The 18058-nt window shown below is 42.2% G+C and carries 15 protein-coding genes; 8 read left to right on the top strand and 7 right to left on the bottom strand.

All coding sequences use genetic code 11. The features are described from left to right. Positions 1–177: 177 nt before the first annotated feature. Both LRQ06_RS15735 and LRQ06_RS15730 read left to right on the top strand, forming a co-directional pair. Positions 178–789 carry a TorD/DmsD family molecular chaperone gene (locus LRQ06_RS15735; RefSeq protein ID WP_232768003.1) on the top strand — a complete coding sequence of 204 codons (612 nt, stop codon included), beginning with the start codon at positions 178–180 and terminating at the stop codon, positions 787–789. Between the two features lie 92 nt (positions 790–881). Continuing rightward, positions 882–1226, top strand: a complete 345-nt coding sequence (locus LRQ06_RS15730; RefSeq protein ID WP_232768002.1) for a hypothetical protein — start codon at positions 882–884, stop codon at positions 1224–1226. Positions 1227–1259: 33 nt separating this feature from the next. Here the strand turns inward: LRQ06_RS15730 and LRQ06_RS15725 are convergent, their stop codons facing one another. The 6 genes from LRQ06_RS15725 to LRQ06_RS15700 all read right to left on the bottom strand — a co-directional run bounded on the left by LRQ06_RS15725 (position 1260) and on the right by LRQ06_RS15700 (position 10258). Beyond that, a complete protein-coding gene (locus LRQ06_RS15725) occupies positions 1260–4412 on the bottom strand; it encodes an EAL domain-containing protein (RefSeq protein ID WP_232768001.1) in 3153 nt (1050 codons plus the stop codon). Positions 4413–4923: 511 nt separating this feature from the next. Further along, the gene (locus tag LRQ06_RS15720; protein WP_232768000.1) at positions 4924–5805 is read right to left on the bottom strand and encodes a hypothetical protein; all 882 of its coding nucleotides are present in this window, start codon (positions 5803–5805) and stop codon (positions 4924–4926) included. Between the two features lie 78 nt (positions 5806–5883). Beyond that, on the bottom strand, positions 5884–6780 hold the full coding sequence (gene iolE / locus LRQ06_RS15715; protein WP_232767999.1) for a myo-inosose-2 dehydratase: 897 nt from the start codon (positions 6778–6780) through the stop codon (positions 5884–5886). 148 nt (positions 6781–6928) lie between these two features. Next, positions 6929–7918, bottom strand: a complete 990-nt coding sequence (gene iolG, locus LRQ06_RS15710; RefSeq protein ID WP_232767998.1) for an inositol 2-dehydrogenase — start codon at positions 7916–7918, stop codon at positions 6929–6931. Positions 7919–8016: 98 nt separating this feature from the next. After that, positions 8017–8793: a TIM barrel protein gene (locus tag LRQ06_RS15705; RefSeq protein WP_232767997.1), complete on the bottom strand. Its 777-nt coding sequence runs from the start codon at positions 8791–8793 to the stop codon at positions 8017–8019. Positions 8794–8803: 10 nt separating this feature from the next. After that, positions 8804–10258 carry a sugar porter family MFS transporter gene (locus tag LRQ06_RS15700; protein WP_232767996.1) on the bottom strand — a complete coding sequence of 485 codons (1455 nt, stop codon included), beginning with the start codon at positions 10256–10258 and terminating at the stop codon, positions 8804–8806. Positions 10259–10547: 289 nt separating this feature from the next. Here LRQ06_RS15700 and LRQ06_RS15695 point away from each other — a divergent pair, with 289 nt between their 5' ends. The 6 genes from LRQ06_RS15695 (at position 10548) to phnE (LRQ06_RS15670) (ending at position 17139) form a co-directional block, all read left to right on the top strand. Further along, positions 10548–12599, top strand: a complete 2052-nt coding sequence (locus LRQ06_RS15695) for a sigma-54-dependent Fis family transcriptional regulator (RefSeq protein WP_232767995.1) — start codon at positions 10548–10550, stop codon at positions 12597–12599. A gap of 58 nt (positions 12600–12657) precedes the next feature. Beyond that, positions 12658–13302, top strand: a complete 645-nt coding sequence (locus LRQ06_RS15690) for a TetR/AcrR family transcriptional regulator (RefSeq protein WP_232767994.1) — start codon at positions 12658–12660, stop codon at positions 13300–13302. 255 nt (positions 13303–13557) lie between these two features. Then, positions 13558–14352: a phosphonate ABC transporter ATP-binding protein gene (phnC, locus tag LRQ06_RS15685; RefSeq protein ID WP_232767993.1), complete on the top strand. Its 795-nt coding sequence runs from the start codon at positions 13558–13560 to the stop codon at positions 14350–14352. 40 nt (positions 14353–14392) lie between these two features. Continuing rightward, entirely contained in the window at positions 14393–15322 is a 930-nt protein-coding gene (gene phnD / locus LRQ06_RS15680; protein WP_232767992.1) for a phosphonate ABC transporter substrate-binding protein, read from the top strand. 22 nt (positions 15323–15344) lie between these two features. Beyond that, positions 15345–16214 (top strand): phosphonate ABC transporter, permease protein PhnE, encoded by an 870-nt coding sequence (gene phnE, locus LRQ06_RS15675; RefSeq protein ID WP_232767991.1) that lies wholly within the window; start codon positions 15345–15347, stop codon positions 16212–16214. After that, positions 16207–17139 carry a phosphonate ABC transporter, permease protein PhnE gene (gene phnE, locus LRQ06_RS15670; protein WP_232767990.1) on the top strand — a complete coding sequence of 311 codons (933 nt, stop codon included), beginning with the start codon at positions 16207–16209 and terminating at the stop codon, positions 17137–17139. Before phnE (LRQ06_RS15675) ends, phnE (LRQ06_RS15670) begins: the two co-directional genes overlap by 8 nt. A gap of 136 nt (positions 17140–17275) precedes the next feature. Here the strand turns inward: phnE (LRQ06_RS15670) and phnP are convergent, their stop codons facing one another. After that, complete coding sequence (gene phnP, locus LRQ06_RS15665; RefSeq protein ID WP_232767989.1) at positions 17276–18049, bottom strand: phosphonate metabolism protein PhnP; 774 nt, start codon at positions 18047–18049, stop codon at positions 17276–17278. Between the last annotated feature and the right edge of the window lie 9 nt (positions 18050–18058).

Genomic DNA, 18058 nt, shown 5'->3' with positions numbered 1-18058 from the left:
AAATAAAAAAATCTTTGATATCTGGTTGATTCATAGAGTAAATCAGGCTAGGTAATATAACTAACAATAGGAAAGGTGCTTTGATGCATATCATAATATCTATCACACTATAGATGTTTACGAGTATTCGCGTTATCTTAACCTGATAGTGTTTGGAAAGAAAAATATGGGCTTCTTGTGCAACTAAATGAACTAAAAAAAGATGAACTGGTCATTGTGTGCCGTTTATATGGTGCATTATATTATTACCCCCCCAATGACTTCGAGAAAGTTCAACTGAATACTTACTTTCAACACGATGTTGAAACACCAATCTATGATATCAATGTTGTTTTAAATGCTTTCAAAATCGCTGATAAAACAAAATTGAAAAACGAATTTTCCCGATTATTCTCTTCCTCCATTCCATTTTCCGTTCCCCCCTGGAGCTCCATCTATTTAGATCAGGATTCCAATCTCAATGGTCCGTCAACAAAGAAATATTGTGACTTCATTGAACATTGCGGACTTAAACTTCGGGAAGGATTTACCGATCCGGAAGATCATCTGGGGCTGATGTTGATGGTACTGGCTATGCTCATAGATGATGATCAGGAGCAACATATTTCCGAACTATTAGGGGAGTACATCCTTCCCTGGTTCCCGTTTTTTGCTAACAGAATCAAAGCAGAAGCACGTCAGGAATCTTATGTGAAACTCACTAAAGGAACGGAGGATTTACTTAATCATCTCAGAGTTAAATATAATGCTCGGACTTTAGCTAAAACAAACTACTTCCCGGTTGACTAATTTCATTGTTTTCTCCAGAAGACAATGAACTTCAGGACACAAAGCAGTTTATTCGTTAGAATTGGAAACAAACAAATAACAGGTTAATTTTTATGCGAATTTCCGTTGATGGCGGTTCATTTAAAATCGCAATCGAGACTGAATTTGAAGGTTTAGTTGCCGAAGCAACAGAGATCTTCCACGAAACATTAAAACAAGCAGAAACGAATGAAAAAGCCATTTTGCGCTTTCTTCAAATAATTCTGGAACACAGGGATAATGATGAAGCTGTCGGTTATTCTGTTATGGGGCTACTTGGCTGGTATAACGAAATAATTGATCCGGTTGAAAATAAGGATATTGAGCTTAACCTTCCTAAAATTCTTCCACATGTCATTAATCCAGCCGGCGATCTCACTGCAAACAGCGAAACAGAGCAAAATACTTATAAGCATTAATATCAAAGCATATCGGTATATACCCAGATAACCCTAATTTTCCTGATTATATACCGACTTTTGCGTCCATTCCGGATCTGGTGTCCAGTCTGTTATCCATTCAGGAATAATTTCTGCCGGCATAGGCTTTGCGATGCCAAAGCCCTGAGCAAGATGACACCCCATCTTTAACAACTGAGTACCGTGTTCAATGCTCTCTACCCCTTCAGCCATTACTTCCAGATTAAATGCTGATGCCAAACCAATAATCCCCCGGACAATTTCCCGGTCATCAGCATCATCCAGCACATCACGAATAAAACTTTGATCAATTTTCAATAAATCAACAGGTAAACGTTTTAGATAAGTCAAAGATGAAAAACCAGTACCAAAATCATCCAGAGAAAAATGCACACCAATTCTTATACACTCGCGCATGATCGCCAGCACTTCCGACAAATCACCTAAAGCACTGGTCTCCAAAATTTCTAAACGAAGTGAAGAAGGTGAGACCATGGGATAACTATCCAGAGCCGCCGACAATTTCTGTACAAAGCTCTTCTGCTGTATCTGAAATGCATCAATGTTGACACTCACCGTAATATCTAAACCAACTGATTTCCAATCTGAAATTTGCTTTAGTACCGTATCAAGTACCCAATCTCCCAATTGAAGGCTGATAGGGTGGTTTTCAACGACAGGAAGAAACTCGCCCGGATAAACCAGTCCACGCTCAGGATGCTGCCATCGTACTAGTGCTTCAAGACCAAACAACTCTCCGGTCTTCATATTTACTTTTGGTTGATAATGCAAAGCAAACTCACATCGCTCAAGCCCTTTCTGGACATGTTCTATCGTTTCATGTTGAGTTTGAATGAACTTGTCTTTGTGAATATCAAACAAATGATACCGGTTTTTCCCCATTTGTTTGGCAATATACATCGCCTGATCGGCATGTCGCATTAACTGATCAGCGTCCACGCCATCCTGAGGGTATAATGTCACTCCTATGCTGGTAGAAACCTGTAAAGTATACCTACGTACAGACACAGCCCTCATTGCCGCTTGTAACAAGCGTTTCAGAATCAGCTCACAATCACTGTATTTTTCAATATCAACCAAGACAGCAACAAACTCATCACCACCAATTCTGGCCAGCGTATCACCGGCCCTTAACGTTCGTGCCATTAATGCAGACAACTGTACTAACAATTCATCTCCAACATCATGGCCGTAAGTATCGTTTATCGCTTTAAAACCATCTAAATCGAGGTACGCAACCGCAACTGACCGGCTGTGTCTCCGGCTTTGTATCATGGCCTGATGTAACCTGTCTGCCAATAACATACGATTCGGCAAGTTCGTTAACGTATCGTAATGGGCAATATGCTCAAGCTGCTCCTGATGATTTTTCATTGGCGTGATATCGGAAAACAATGCGACGAAATTTTTAATTTTTCCATTCACATCTAATACTGCACTAATTGTCACCAGACCAGCAAAAAACTCTCCGTTTTTACGCTTATTCCAAAGTTCACCAGACCAGTGCCTGTTGCTGAGTAATGAATCCCAAAGCTCACGATAAAATCCGTCATTGTACCGGCCGGAATCTAACACTTTCGGGTGTTTTCCCAATATCTCATGACGTTCATAGCCAGTCAGGTGAGTAAATGTTTCGTTAACATCCACAATGATTCCGGAGGGTTGCGTAATCATAATACCTTCACGAGCATGGGTAAAAACACTGGCAGCCAGTTTTAACTGATCGCCAATTTTTTTCTGTTCAGTAATATCAATCACTTCAATTACCCGTGCAGAACGTCCTTTGTAGACTATATTTTTCCCTTTGACAGAAAGCGGAAACCGGGTTTTATCTTTGCGTATAGCGGTAACTTCATAATTCCCGGTAAAACCATTGTTAATATTATCCGTAACCGTTTTAATATCGTTAGGATCAACCAGCTTAAAACAATCTGATCCAAGTAGCTCAGAATAAGAAAATCCGGTTATGTCCGTCAAACCATTATTGCACTCAAGAATTTTTCCCTGTTCATGAATAATAATGCCACCATATGTCGCCTCACTCAGCGCTTTAAACCGCTCTTCACTTTGTAATAATTTAGTTTGTGCTGTTGACATCCGGCGATTAAAACGATGAAAATAAAAAATAATAGTGATGGCTAATACCATCATTAAAAAAGCAAAAAACAGAACAGACACAACCCAGTCCGGAATATAATCCGGTTCCGGATGATATATGAATCCATTAAGATTATTCGTGTTATCCACCATGCCGGATACCACAAAAGTATTGGCCATATGCTGCCAGCGTTCTGGATTCATATGACCAATCTGTATCAGGTCGGGAATGATTAACTTACGCATCTCATTGGCTTCATAACGTAAATGATCGCGTGTCTGTTTGACTTTGTACTTTGTTTTAAGCAATTCAATGATTTCATCTGGATGCTCTAAGGCATAATGCCATCCTTTCAGTGTCGCACGGAGCATCGATCTAATCCTGGCAGGATGATAGTGAAGTTCCTGTTCTGTAGTAAAAAATATATCACTATAAAAATCAACATGATGAGATGCAGGATCTATCACATTATAAGCAATGTTATGCCTCTTTAAAAAATACGGCTCATTGGTCAGATAAGAATTGAACGCATCAACTTTACCCGTGACAAGATCATCCAGATGATAAGTACTGGGAATAATATTAAGCTGAGATAACGGCAGACCTTCATTCAGAAACATTGCTAAAAAATCAGCGTCTTCATTTTTATTTGCTAGCATGATCTTTTTACCGGCAAGATCATGAACAGAACGGATCCCTGAGCTTTTCAACGTTAGCAGAACTGAGGGGGAATGCTGAAATATAACTGCCAGAGCGACAAGTGGCTTTCCCAGCAAGCGTTGGTATAGCACCTCACTATTTCCAACACCATACTGAGCGTTTGCCGACAACGTTTCGGGGACTGGCTGACGTTGTGGATTCCCAGCTAACAACCTGACATTCAGACCTTCTTCCTGATAATACCCTTTTTCAATTGCGGCATAATATCCGGCAAACTGAAATTGATGAGACCAACGTAGCTGAATAACAATAGAATCAGGAGACTCTTCAGCATAAGACGCTGGTATCCACCATAACGTGACAACAAAAAAAGACAGAAAACAAATGCGGGGAATAAGAAAAATCATATTAATAGCGCTATGCTATAACTCCTAAATAAAACTCTTTCTAAGCCGATATATCTTTAACTTACAGAATTGCAAAAACTTTAGCTATTTTTCAATTTAAAATCAGTATATCCCAATACATTAACAATGAATTGAGCCTATTTCATTATTTATGTTTATCTCATCGTAAATAATGATATTCTCTCAACGCTATCATATACAGACATTTAATACTTGCTTAAATTCAAACGTTACTAGCAAAAGAGGATAGATTAGGAGTTTCAGAATGAAACCACTTCAGAAAGAATACCCAAAAAACATTTTATAAGTAGCTCAATATTAACTTAAATGCATATTGGTTGCTTTATAAGACTCACAGAGACAAAAGGAAAGCTATCGTTGAAATTTAGGAAAGGGTAATTTTTAATCTATGGCCTTATCTTTTATTTAGTGCTTTCATCATTAATATATATTTAAATAAAATTAACGAGTAGGTCATACCATCTTACAGAAAAAATGAATTTATAACCTATTAACTTCTATTAAAATGATCACTATGTAACAGATGCATAGGGAAATGATACTTTAAAGTATTTCCTATTCTATTCGGATTATTAATTTTAGAAATACATTCCAGTAAAAAATTTGAAAAATAATTAAGATCAACTTTATAAACAATATCAAAAACCCCTTCAGATATCTCTTCTGTTGCTAAATATCCTAATGATACATAAAAAACGATACAGGAATTATTATTTTTATAATTTTTTAATTCATAACTAATCTGCTTAGGATATTTTGACAAACAAAGTATAAAATTTAACCCTTGAAATGAATTAAGGTCTTTTGTCAACTTTCCTGTATCTGATTGGCTATACATTATTTCATTAAGACTAAATATATTATTAGACCTTAAGTGCCTTCGAAATCCTATTTCAATCATTTCTCCTAAACCATCGCTATCATTATCGATAACAACCGCAAACTCATGCGTTTCATTTGCCAATGCCAACGCATATTCTCCAGCTAATTTTCCACACTTATCACAATCAACATCAATCGTAGCTGATATATCGTTAAGCAAACCTTTTCCAAATAAATTAATAAATATCATTCCATTCTCTCTCATCCCTCTTACTTTTGAATGCAATGATTTTGGTAATGATATTAAAAGAAAAACCAATTTACTCATTTCGCACACCATATCTAACGAATCAGATATACTATGTTCATCTAAACTGTCTAGCAGAATATATTTGATTTCTGGAATTTTATATGACTTTTTAGCTCTTTCCTCAAATGCTTTTATTATATCCACATAATAATCATAAAAATCTTCTTTTACTATTACTGTTATTGTCTCACTAAAAATAATTTGTTCTTCACAAATATCATGAGTACTTTCACTATTCATCTGCATATTCCATAGTTCAGTAATAACATTGAAAATAGATAAAGCCGAGCGCTATACGCCCGACTTTCAGAGGAAAAATTAAAGGTTTGCAACGTCTTTAATGTATTGACGAGCTTTCTGGGCATATTCCAGTGGATCCGCAGCCGCAGGATCCTGCTCAGCTTCAACCACCATCCAGCCTTCGTATTGATTCTTATCAAGAATGTCAAATATCGGTTTAAAATCAATAACACCGTCACCCGGAACCGTAAAGGCACCCAGACGAACTCCGTCAAGGAAGCTGCGGTGCTCTGCAATCACCTGTGCCCGTTTTTCATCACGGATGTCTTTCAGGTGAACGTGTGGAATACGTTTCACATATTTGCTTAACACATCTGTGATGGCCTGCTGATTGCCTTCGGAATAATAGATATGACCGGTATCCAGCAGCAGTCCTACGGAAGTATCGGTGACTTCCATAAACTTATCGATTTCTGCCGGAGTCTGAATGGCGGTACCCATATGGTGGTGCAGACACACTTTCATGCCTTTTTCTGCGGCCAACTCTGACAGTTTGTTATAACCGGCTGCCACCCGTTGCCATTGCTCTTCATTAAATGACGGTTTGTCATCAAAAACGGCTTTGTCGGTACCCTGAATACTGCCACTCTGCTCTGAGCAGCCAATCACTTTCGCGCCCATTTCATGCAGGAAGTTCATATGAGAAAGGAAACCGTCAATCGTTTCGTCTTCTTTACCGTCCGCAAAGAACGTACTAAACCAGGCGTTACAAATCTGAATGCCGCGAAGCGCCAGTTTTTCTTTTAACACGGCCGGATCTTTTGGATATTTATTACCCACTTCACTGCCGGTAAAGCCGGCCAGCGCCATTTCACTGACACACTGTGCAAACGTATTATCGCCGCCTAAGCTGGGCAGGTCATCGTTTGTCCAGGCAATGGGTGCAATACCCAGTTTCACTTTATTTTTATCCATCACGCTATTCCAAAACAGAAGAGAGAATGAGTAAGACATCTGAAAAATAATCCATTCCAGATGCCATTCTTATTTAATGCTCTGAGCCTGAGCGCCGGGGCGTGTGTATTCTCCGGCGCTCATTCCGGAGCAGAAGCAAACGGTAAAATTACAGTTTGATTTCTTTACCGGTTTTCAGCGATTCATACGCTTTATCCGCAAGATAAAGTGCCTGTTTACCGTCATAACCTGTCGTCGCCGGCTCGGCTTTGCCATTCATTACGTCCACAAAGTGCGCCCATTCTGCTATGTACGCCGCTTTGTATCTTTCCAGGAAGAAGAATACCGGTTTCGCATAGTCACAACCGGCTTCTGTCCACAGCTCTACTTCGTCTTCGTTCAGGTTTTTCGCCATCAGGACACCTTTCTCTCCGTGCAGCTCCAGACGCTGGTCATAACCGTAACCGGAACGACGGGTATTTGAAATGGTGGCCATTGAGCCGGATGGGAAGCGCATCACGATAAAGCAGGTATCCACATCGCCCGCTTTGCCGATTTCCGGATCGACGATGTTAGACGCACACGCGTAGATGGATTCCGGCTCTTCACCCATGATGTAACGTGCCATATCAAAATCATGAATGGTCATATCACGGAACAGACCACCGGACACTTTGATGTATTCCACAGGTGGTGGTGATGGATCGCGGGATGTGATGATCAGCGATTCCGCTTTACCAATCTGGCCCAGACCGGCACGGTCTTTCACGGCTTTAAACTGTGGATCCCAGCGGCGGTTGAAACCGATGAACAGCGGTACTTTTTTCTCTTCAACCACTTTCAGACACTGGTCAACACGCGCCATGTCCAGGTGAACCGGTTTTTCACAGAAGATTGCCTTGCCTGCTTTTGCCGCCAGTTCAATTAACTCTGCGTGGGTATCTGTTGCCGACGCAATCAGAACCGCATCTACAGCAGGGTCTGCCATCGCTTCTTCTACCGTCTGAATTTTACAGCCGTATTTGTCCGCAATTTTCTTCGCGTTTTCAGCAAACGGGTCAACGATAGAGTACAGATTGGTTTCAGGATGTTCAGCGATGTTCACTGAGTGAACTACCTGACCAATACGTCCTGCGCCAAATAGAGCAACATTATACATAATGAATCCTTATGTTTTATTGTTAGAGGTAATACGTTATATCTTCCGGAGACCGCCGCACTGACGGCCCCCCTTATTTTTGTTATTCGTGAGGATGTCTACTTAAAGGCATCTTTAAAGCGTTGCAGTGCCACTTCAGAGTCACCGGAGGCCCACGCTTCCATACCGATATTGCCGGTATAGCCCACTTCACGGATGGCTTTGGCAATCGCCGGATAGTTGATTTCACCGGTGCCCGGCTCCATCCGTCCCGGGACGTCAGCAACCTGAATTTCACCCACATAGTCAATGCATTTTCTGACCAGCTCAATCAGGTTACCTTCACCGATTTGCGCATGGTACAGATCCAGGTTCATTCTGACGTAAGGGCTGTTTACCGCTTTCACCAGCGTGTAGGTGTCAATCGCTTTCGCAAACGGAGTACCGGCGTGGTCCACTTCCAGGTTCAGGTTTTCCAGTGTGAACACTTTGCTGGCGTCTTCACCCAGTTTCGCCAGTTTGCGCATGGTGTCTTCAGCTTTCAGCCACATCTCCCCGGTCACCACTTCCACCGGTTTCACCGGAATACCGCCTTCACCCAGACCGGTACCATGGAAGTTCAGGGCCGGACAGTTCAGACGTTTAGCCACTTCGATGGACTCTTTCGCTGTGTTCAGCAGGTTTTCAATCTCATCGTCGTCCGTCAGGTTACCGGAGATGTAGCCAGTCATTGAGTTGATTTTGGCACCGGTAGCAACGATGGCGTCGATGTCTTTGTTAGTCCAGTCCCAAATTTCTACTCCGAAACCCAGTGCGTGGATTTTCTTTACCCGCTCAATAAACGGTAAATCTAAAAACACCATTTCTGAGCAGACAGACAGTTGATAATCTTTCATTTTTTCACCTTTAGTTCATGACAACTTCGGATTGTTTTTCCGATTTTTCTTTTTCCGCTTCTTCACGGAAGCGTTTTGATCTTGATAACATCAGAGGTTCGATTTTCTCCAGTGACACACCCCGGGTTTCAGGCAGGAACCGACCAACAAACCAGAAACCGACAATACAGAACACGGCACACATAATCAGTGGGAATGAGCCATTGAATTTTTCCATCAGATAGTCGCTGCGATTCATCATCGGGAATGACTGAGTCACAGCAAAATTAGAGATATACATAGCACTGAACGCGATTCCCATACCAACGGCACGCATGCGATTTGGGAAGATTTCAGACATGATTAACCAGGCCCCCAGGCTCCAGGTCAGACCAAAGATAAAGACGAACAGAACCAGAGTAACAACAGGGAAGTAACCTTTGATACCCATGACGAACGCGGCAGACGTCAGAACCAGACAGATAGCACATCCGATGGTACCGAATTTCAGTAATGGTTTACGGCCGACTTTGTCTACCAGGAATAACGCGATGCTCACCCCGAAGAAGTTCGCTGCGCCCAGGAAGATACTCTGGAACAATGAATCCTGGATGTCGGCGTTAATGTTTTTCAGCAGAGATGGTGCGTAATACAGCAAAATGTTAATACCGATTAACTGTTGCAGGGTCGCAATTACACAACCGATTAATACGATAAAACGGGTTTTTGGGTTAGTCAGGATCTGTCTGGCATCTAAGCTGACTTTTTCCTGAGCCTGCTCCAGGTTAATGGATTCTTTAATTTCACTCAGCAGCTGTTTCGCATGATCTAAGTTAGACAAGCGGCTTAATACGCCCAAAGCTTTTTTGTCTTTATTAACCATCGCATACCAGCGTGGGGATTCCGGCATAAAGAAAACCAGGATAAGGAACATGGCAATCGGCACCATTTCAGACGCCAGCATCCAGCGCCAACCTAAAGACGTCACCCATTCTGGATCCATACCTCTGACGATACCGTAGTTAACGATATACACCACCAACTGGCCGCCAACCATTAACAACTGCTGTAAACCCAGCATACGACCACGGTAATCTCTTGGAGAAACTTCTGCGATATACAACGGTGTGATAGCCGATGCCATACCCACTGCAAATCCACCAATCATTCGGTAAACGACGAACCAGAAGAAGTTGGTTGCCAGAGCAGAGCCGACGGCCGAAATAAGAAATAAAATCGCCGCAAAAATCAATGTGACTTTACGTCCGTATTTATTTGAAATCGCACCAACGATCCACGCGCCAAATATACAACCGAACAGCACGTTAGATACGGCCCATCCGCTTTCAGCAGGGCTTAAAGTGAAATGTTTCGTTAAAGGTTCAATTACTCCAGAGATAACTGAGGCATCGTACCCCAGCATAACGCCACTTAACGATGCGATGCAGCATATAAAAGTAGCATACAAGATATTATGTTTATTCATTCTGTTTCCTTTATAAGTTTAAGCAATTGCTTTTTCTTACTTTTTAACTTGGATGAAAGGATTTTATTATTTATGTTTCACGTTTATGTACCCAACGTACATAACAGGCGAATTTCACCAATCTGTTTAATTGAGCACGCTGATCTAATAGCAACTGACGTGCCAAAAAATATCGTCTTTTTTTGTGATCCAAACGGTTACTTTTAGCATATATATGTTCACTTTAATGACACTAAATGATTACATGTAATAAAAGTGAACATGAGCATATGACAGAGTTGGTATAGTTATGAGTCAGACAGATTCAGTTATGAAAGAAAACACTGATCAAAAGTGGTATGACGAAATTAATCTGTTACCTAAGGCATGCGAAGCAGATAAAATTAACGAACAATTGTTATTAGCATGGAATAAGTTTTTAGAAGGTAGTGAACCACAGGGAATAAGAACCTTAATTCTCAATTCATGGCAACGTTCCTTACAGCATAATGTTAATCCCTTCAGTACTATCTATGACAAAACCGTGACTGAAGAAGAACTGGCTCCCATTTTATTCCGCAACCGGGAAATGATTGAAATCGCCAAAGAAGTGATGCAGGATCTCCTTGCTTACAACCCCGATGGTCATATCAACCTGACAGATTCTTCAGGAGTGACTCTTTGTTACTGTGGCCAGAATCTAACACCAATAGGTAGTATCCTCCGTGAAGATGTTCAGGGAACCAACTGTACTGCCCTGTGCCTTATTGAAAAAAAACCAGTCTATATCGTCAGTGGAGAAAACTGGAAAATAGATCTGAGAAAACGTTATATGCAATGCGCTGCGGCACCAGTAAAGAACGCCCGGGGGAAAATGATTGGCGTTCTTACTCTGACGTCAACTCAGGATAATTTCAATCATCAGACATTAGGAACGGTTCATGCGGCAGCCCGTTCCATTCGCCAACAACTTATTCTTCAGGACTTGCTTTCAGAGCAATGCTCTATTCTGGAAACATTAAATGAAGGCGTCATGGTCATTGATTCGAAGGGAATCATAAAAATAGCCAACCGGTATGCCCGCCAGGTTTTTGATGAATTTGAGCTTATTGGCAAACATATTGACCGGGAACTAAAACCGGAAGACACAACACTACTGGGAATTCCACCCTGTAATGACCGGGAAGTCATTTTTAATCTGTCCTCAAACGTTCGTATCAATTGCCTGATCTCTTTAGTTGAGAGTCCGAATGGGAACCGGGTAATCTCTTTAAAAGAAAATCAGAGAATCCGCGACATTACCCGACGGGTTATGGGGGTCGGAGCATCGTATACCTTTGAAAGGATAATCGGGCACTCAGAAAAATTACAGGAAACACTGGGAAAAGCGAAAAAAGCAAGCCAAAGCAATAGCACCGTTTTACTCACCGGAGAAAGCGGTACCGGGAAAGAGCTGTTTGCTCAGGCTATTCATAATAACAGTGGAAGACGAAACGGACCATTTATCGCAGTAAACTGCGGGGCTCTACCAAAAGATCTGGTTCAAAGTGAGCTTTTTGGTTATGTCGATGGTGCCTATACCGGAGCAAGAAGCGGAGGGGCTCCCGGAAAATTTGAGCTGGCTGAAGGCGGAACACTATTTTTGGATGAAATTGGTGAAATGCCTCTGGAAGCTCAAACCAGCCTGTTACGGGTACTTCAGGAAGGCGAAGTCATTCGTATTGGTGCAGCTAAGCCCAATAAAATCAATGTCAGAATTGTGGCTGCAACCAACTGCAATTTAATCAAAGCAATTGATAATTCCGCTTTTCGACGCGACCTATACTACCGGCTCAACGTTATCTCCATTCCAATTCCACCACTACGGGAACGTTCAGAGGATATACGGGATCTGATTGAATTTTTCTCTTCACGAATTTGTAATTCATTAAAAAAAATTCAGCCATCATTTACAAAAGAAGCTTTAAAAACACTGGCTGATTATTCCTGGCCAGGTAATATTCGTGAACTGGAAAATATCATCGAGAGGCTGATCAATCTGAACTCAGGGCTAAAAGTTGATATCTCAGATCTGCCTGAAGAATTTCTGCAGAAAGAAACCATAAAACAAACTGACAGTGACGGTATTTATCATGCAAATGATATCCTGGTGAACAAAAGTAAAAACCGTCAGTCAGAAACAAGGGCTGTTCGTTCAGGTTCTGTCAGTCTGGAAGGCAACGAAAAAACATACATTATACAACTACTAACTGAAAACAATGGAAACATCCGTAAGACTTCAGAGACACTTCAGATATCAAGAAACTGTTTGTACAATAAATTAAAGAAATGGGAAATTAATGTCTCTGATTACCGTAAATAACCACTCATATTCACTGCCGGTGAATTCAACCACCATTCTCGATTAAGGAATCACGAGCATGAATAAACCCCAATCCCCGGCACTAACATCAAGAAAAACACCTCAACAATCCCGGTCATCCGAGTTGGTTGCATCAATTCTGGAAGCTGCCATTCAGATACTAAAAAGTGAAGGTATCCGTCGTTTTACGACAGCCAGAGTGGCAGAAAGAGCCGGCGTTAGTGTCGGCTCACTTTACCAGTACTTCCCGAACAAAGCGGCTATTCTATTTCAGCTTCAGTCTGATGAATGGCAGGAAACTTCCAATCTTCTACAACGAATTCTGGAAGACCATTCTCTGTCACATGCGGATAGACTGAATAAGTTGGTTTATTCATTTATTCACTCTGAATGCGAAGAGTCTGATATAAGAACTGCACTGCATGATGCCGCGCCACTATACCGAAATTCACCGGAAGCAAAAAAAGCCAAACAATCTTCTGAGCAAATTTCACTGAAATTTCTCAAAGAATTGGCTCCTGACATCCCAGAAAGTGACAGCCAAATGATCAATGATGTCATCATAACAACGCTGGGCTCGGTTGGAAAAAGTTATTCTTCACAACCTAGATCCCCTATTGAAATGCAAGAATTCTCAAAGCACATTGCCTCAATGCTGACCGCGTATCTGGAGGAGCTTGGCATAAATATACGCTCTTCCTGACAATAATGTTTCCAGAAAATAAGCATATCCTTAAGGCTTTGCCAGAACAAACAGACAAGCAACCAGATCCAAAACAAGTGTCATTCACCTAGATAATATCCAATCAGTCACCCATAAAAATCAAAAATTTTCTTTTATTTAAAAAACAAAAAGTTAACGCACATATCAATATCATCACTTTTCTGTCACATATTTGTAAAATGCATTTGTTGAGATAATCGACTGTCAAAATTATTCAATATCGGAGAGACACCCGTGGCTGAACATTGTCCTTCTCAAACTAAAAAAGTTTTATCGGTTATCAATTTAAGAAAAGCTTACGGGCATAGACAAGAGGTCATCAAAGGTCTCCGGTTTGACCTGCATGCCGGAGAGTTGGTTGCAATTGTCGGACGTTCAGGGGCAGGAAAATCGACCTTACTTCATATGCTCAATGGTACCGTTGAAACCACTTCGGGTGAAATAATCGGTTTTCCTGATGATCCCGACGCCAAACAGGTACATCAATTATCAGGTAAAGACCTACGCCAGTGGCGGGCTGTCTGCGGCATGATTTTTCAGGACTTCTGTCTGGTTCCCAGGCTGGATGTGATTACCAATGTTCTGCTGGGACGCTTGAGTGAAACCGGAACCATTCGCTCAATGCTTAAACTATTTCCCAAAAACGATGTTGCAAAAGCAATAGAACTTCTCGAATGGACAGGTCTCATCAATCACGCTTTACAACGGGCAGAAAATCTTTCCGGTGGTCAATGTCAGCGAGTCGCGATTGCCAGAGCACTGATGCAAAACCCTAAAATTCTTCTTGCGGATGAGCCGGTTGCTTCACTTGACCCCAAAAATACTCATCGTGTTATGTCCGCTCTGAAAGAAATCAGCCAACAGAATATCGCAGTAATGATTAACCTGCATTCTATTGAATTAGTAAAACAATATTGCTCAAGAGTTATTGGTATTGCCGAAGGGCAGATCGTCTATGATGGTTCTCCCGACGGTTTAGACGACTCGGTACAACAACGAATCTACACACAACAACCAACAGCCGCTTAATCAACAGGCATTGATATTTAACAAACAAGGAAAACAGTTTATGAAACGTTCTTTTGCTTCTCTGTTGCTCGGGACTCTTATTATGGCACACAGTACCGTCAGCTCGGCTTCAGTTCGCGAGTTAAATTTAGGAATTCTGGGCGGACAGAATGCCACTCAACAGATTGGCGATAACATGTGCGTCAAATCTTATTTTGATAAAACATTAAGTGTCGATACAAAACTGCGTAATTCTTCTGACTACTCAGGCGTTATTCAAGGTCTGGTTGGTGGTAAAATCGACATGGTTCTGAGCATGTCTCCATCCGCATACGCTTCCGTTTATATTCGCAATCCTAAAGCAGTTGATGTGATGGGGATTCTGACTGACGACCATGACGAATCTAAAGGTTACCACTCCGTGGTGGTTGTCCGTGCTGACAGCCCATACCAAAAACTGACCGATTTAAAAGGTCACTCTTTCGGCTTTGCCGACCCCGATTCCACCTCCGGTTTTCTGATTCCTAACCATGAATTCAAAAAGAAATTCGGTGGCAGTAAAGACAGTGACTATAACCACTTCTTCAGTTCTACCACTTTTTCCGGCGGCCATGAACAAGACATTCTGGGTGTATTAAACGGACAATTCGACGGAGCCGTTACCTGGACCTCTATGGTAGGGGATTATAACAAAGGCTACAGTGCCGGAGCATTTGGCCGTCTGATGCGCATGGATCATCCGGACTTGATGAAAAAAATTCGTATTATCTGGCATTCTCCTCTGATCCCAAATGGGCCAATTCTGGTACGCCACGACTTGCCATCCGGGTTTAAAGCCAAACTGATAAAAGCAATCAGGGATCTGGATAAAAATCACCATGAATGTTGGGTGAAAGCGGTCGGAGGCGAACAACATATCACACCGGCAACAGAAAAAGATTACGCCAATATTGTTGAACTAAAACGCGAACTCATGAACGGCGATCGTTAAAGAAAACTAAAAAGGGAAACCCATGTCACAATCATTTGCCGAGTATTATCAGAACGTCCGTCAACGACAAAAACGGGAAAGCCTGCTGTGGTCTGGTGGTATTTTAATCGTGTATCTTTATTCCGGTTACGTTTCTGAATTCAGTTGGTCTGTCGTTTGGCAAGGTTTCCCTCATCTGTTTGACTATATTGATGAAATAATGCCAGTTCTACACTGGCCACAGCTTCTGGCTAACGGACATACAAAAGGATCACTGGCTTACTGGGGATACCGTCTCCACATTCAGTTACCTCTATTGGGTCAAACCATTGCGGTCGCCATCGCAGCAACGCTTTTGTCCAGCTTTATTGCTGCCCTTGCTGCTTTCCCGGCTGCAGGTAATACTCTGACCCATCCTGTTTTCCGTTACTCCTTGAGAAGCATTGCCGCATTCTGTCGCACGATGCCGGAACTGGCCTGGGCTGTCATGTTTGTTATGGCATTCGGCATTGGACCGATACCGGGGTTTTTTGCTTTGTTTCTTCACAGTTTCGGGTCTCAGACTAAACTGTTTTACGAAAGTGTTGAAGTTACCTCAGACAAACCGGTAAGGGGGCTACGGGCTCTCGGTGCATCCCGGATAGAAAGGATGCGCTACGGATTATGGCCTCAGGTTGCACCCACCTTTCTGTCTTATACTTTTATGAGACTGGAAATCAATTTCCGCCAGTCAACAATTCTGGGACTGGTCGGTGCCGGGGGTATTGGTCAGGAACTGATGACTTCAATTAAGTTAGATCATTTCGATCAGGTCAGCATCGTTCTTCTGCAAATTATTATCGTTATTTCTGTCCTGGATTATTTTTCCGGAAAACTGCGCCACTATTTACTGGAAGGAGCAAATCATGCTTAATCAGTCTAATATCAATCCGGGTACAACTTCAGCACAATCATTACCGGAAACGCCCCTTACTCACAACGCCAAATATTCTGCTATTTATGCCAGCAGAAGGCACCATATTATTTCACTTATTGTCATTAGCAGCGCGATACTACTTTATTATATTTTATTCTTTAAATACAATGGGATGACTTTGGATAGACTGATCGGCGGGCTAGACAAACTTGGCGATTATTTCCTGCGGATGTTTGTCTGGAAAAATGTCAGTCAGTGGCCTTTCGGCTATTATTTCAAACAGATACTTATCACTCTCGGCATTGTCTTTGCCGGTACGCTGACAGCTACCCTGCTGGCACTGCCGTTATCTTTCCTCGCATCCAGACGTGTCATGTCCACACCGGTTTTAAACCTGCTGGCTATCGTCGTACGCCGGTTGTTTGACATTATGAGAGGGATCGATATGGCAATCTGGGGTCTGATATTTATCCGGGCCGTCGGCATGGGACCACTGGCGGGTGTGATGGCTATCTTTGTTCAGGATACCGGTCTGCTCGGCAAACTCTATGCAGAAAGCCACGATGCGGTCGAAAAACGGCCGAGCCGCGGATTAAGTGCAATCGGAGCAAACGGCTTACAGAAGCACCGGTTCGGTATCTTTACCCAGTCATTTCCACAGTTTCTGGCTCTGACACTATACCAGATAGAATCCAATACCCGCTCAGCGGCGGTACTCGGTTTTGTCGGTGCTGGGGGGATCGGTCTGGTTTACGCTGAAAATATGCGTCTCTGGAACTGGGATGTTGTCATGTTTATTACCCTGATACTGGTCGTTTTGGTTCTTATACTTGATAAAATGTCAGAAATACTGCGTAAGAAGTACATCATTGGTGAAGAAGTACCGCTTTATCAGTCTGAAACTTCTAAATCTCCTCATTAGACTCAGTCTTAAAAATCATCAGTCAGGTTGATTTGAATTCATGACTCAGCCTGACTAACCTACTCCCAGACAACAGACACATATTGCTCTTTCAGGTTCAGGCACTGTTCATAATACCCGGGACCGTGGATTCCACTCATTCACAAAAGAATAATACATCACCATCTATCATTAACCTCAGCCGCTTACTCAAAACCTGAGAATTCGCTTCAGCCCAACATACCATGTCGTGGCTCAGATGCGTCATCCCAATGTTTCCAGGCTGACATTCGCGGTCAATATCCAGAATATCTCCAAAGTCATTATGGTTTTTCTTTGTTCTCTTTTTACCACCAGTTTCAGGCGGATAGTTGCAGTCAATGATAAGCCAGTCGACCGGAAAGTTTTTCAGCCATTGCATAGTCTGTTCAGGCAAACCCACCGTATCCGTCAGGTAGGCCAATCGCTTGCCTTCATATTCGAAACCATAGCCGAGGCTCAATCTGGAGTGATTCAGTGGCAATGGCGTAATGGTGATACCATACCAGTCAAACGTTTGAAACGGCTCTGCCCGGGTGGAAAAATCCAGAATACCGGGATGCTTATACAAATCATCACACCCCTGAGGGTCATCCGGAGAAATCACTCGTATCGGTTCTGAAATTCCCCATCTTAAATCAAACAAACTTTGCACATGGTCCATGTGATAGTGGGTCAGCAGAATCCGGTCAATAGAACCGGGAGGGAAGCGCTGCATCAGATCTGGCGCATTCGCATCCAGTAATAAAATTTTTCCGTTATGTTCAAGGAAAGCGGAAGACTTTTCCCGTCTCAGCTTATGATTTTTCTGCGCCTCCAGACAGGCCGTACAGTCACAGCCATAAACAGGAATCATGGCACTATTGCCCGTCCCGAGAAAAGTCAGTTTCATGTGAGTTCC

It is taken from the genome of Vibrio salinus, assembly GCF_021272385.1.
In the GTDB taxonomy this organism is placed as follows: domain Bacteria; phylum Pseudomonadota; class Gammaproteobacteria; order Enterobacterales; family Vibrionaceae; genus Vibrio; species Vibrio salinus.
The sequence above is the reverse complement of the archived record's forward strand: the minus strand, read 5'-3'. Positions and strand labels throughout refer to the sequence as shown.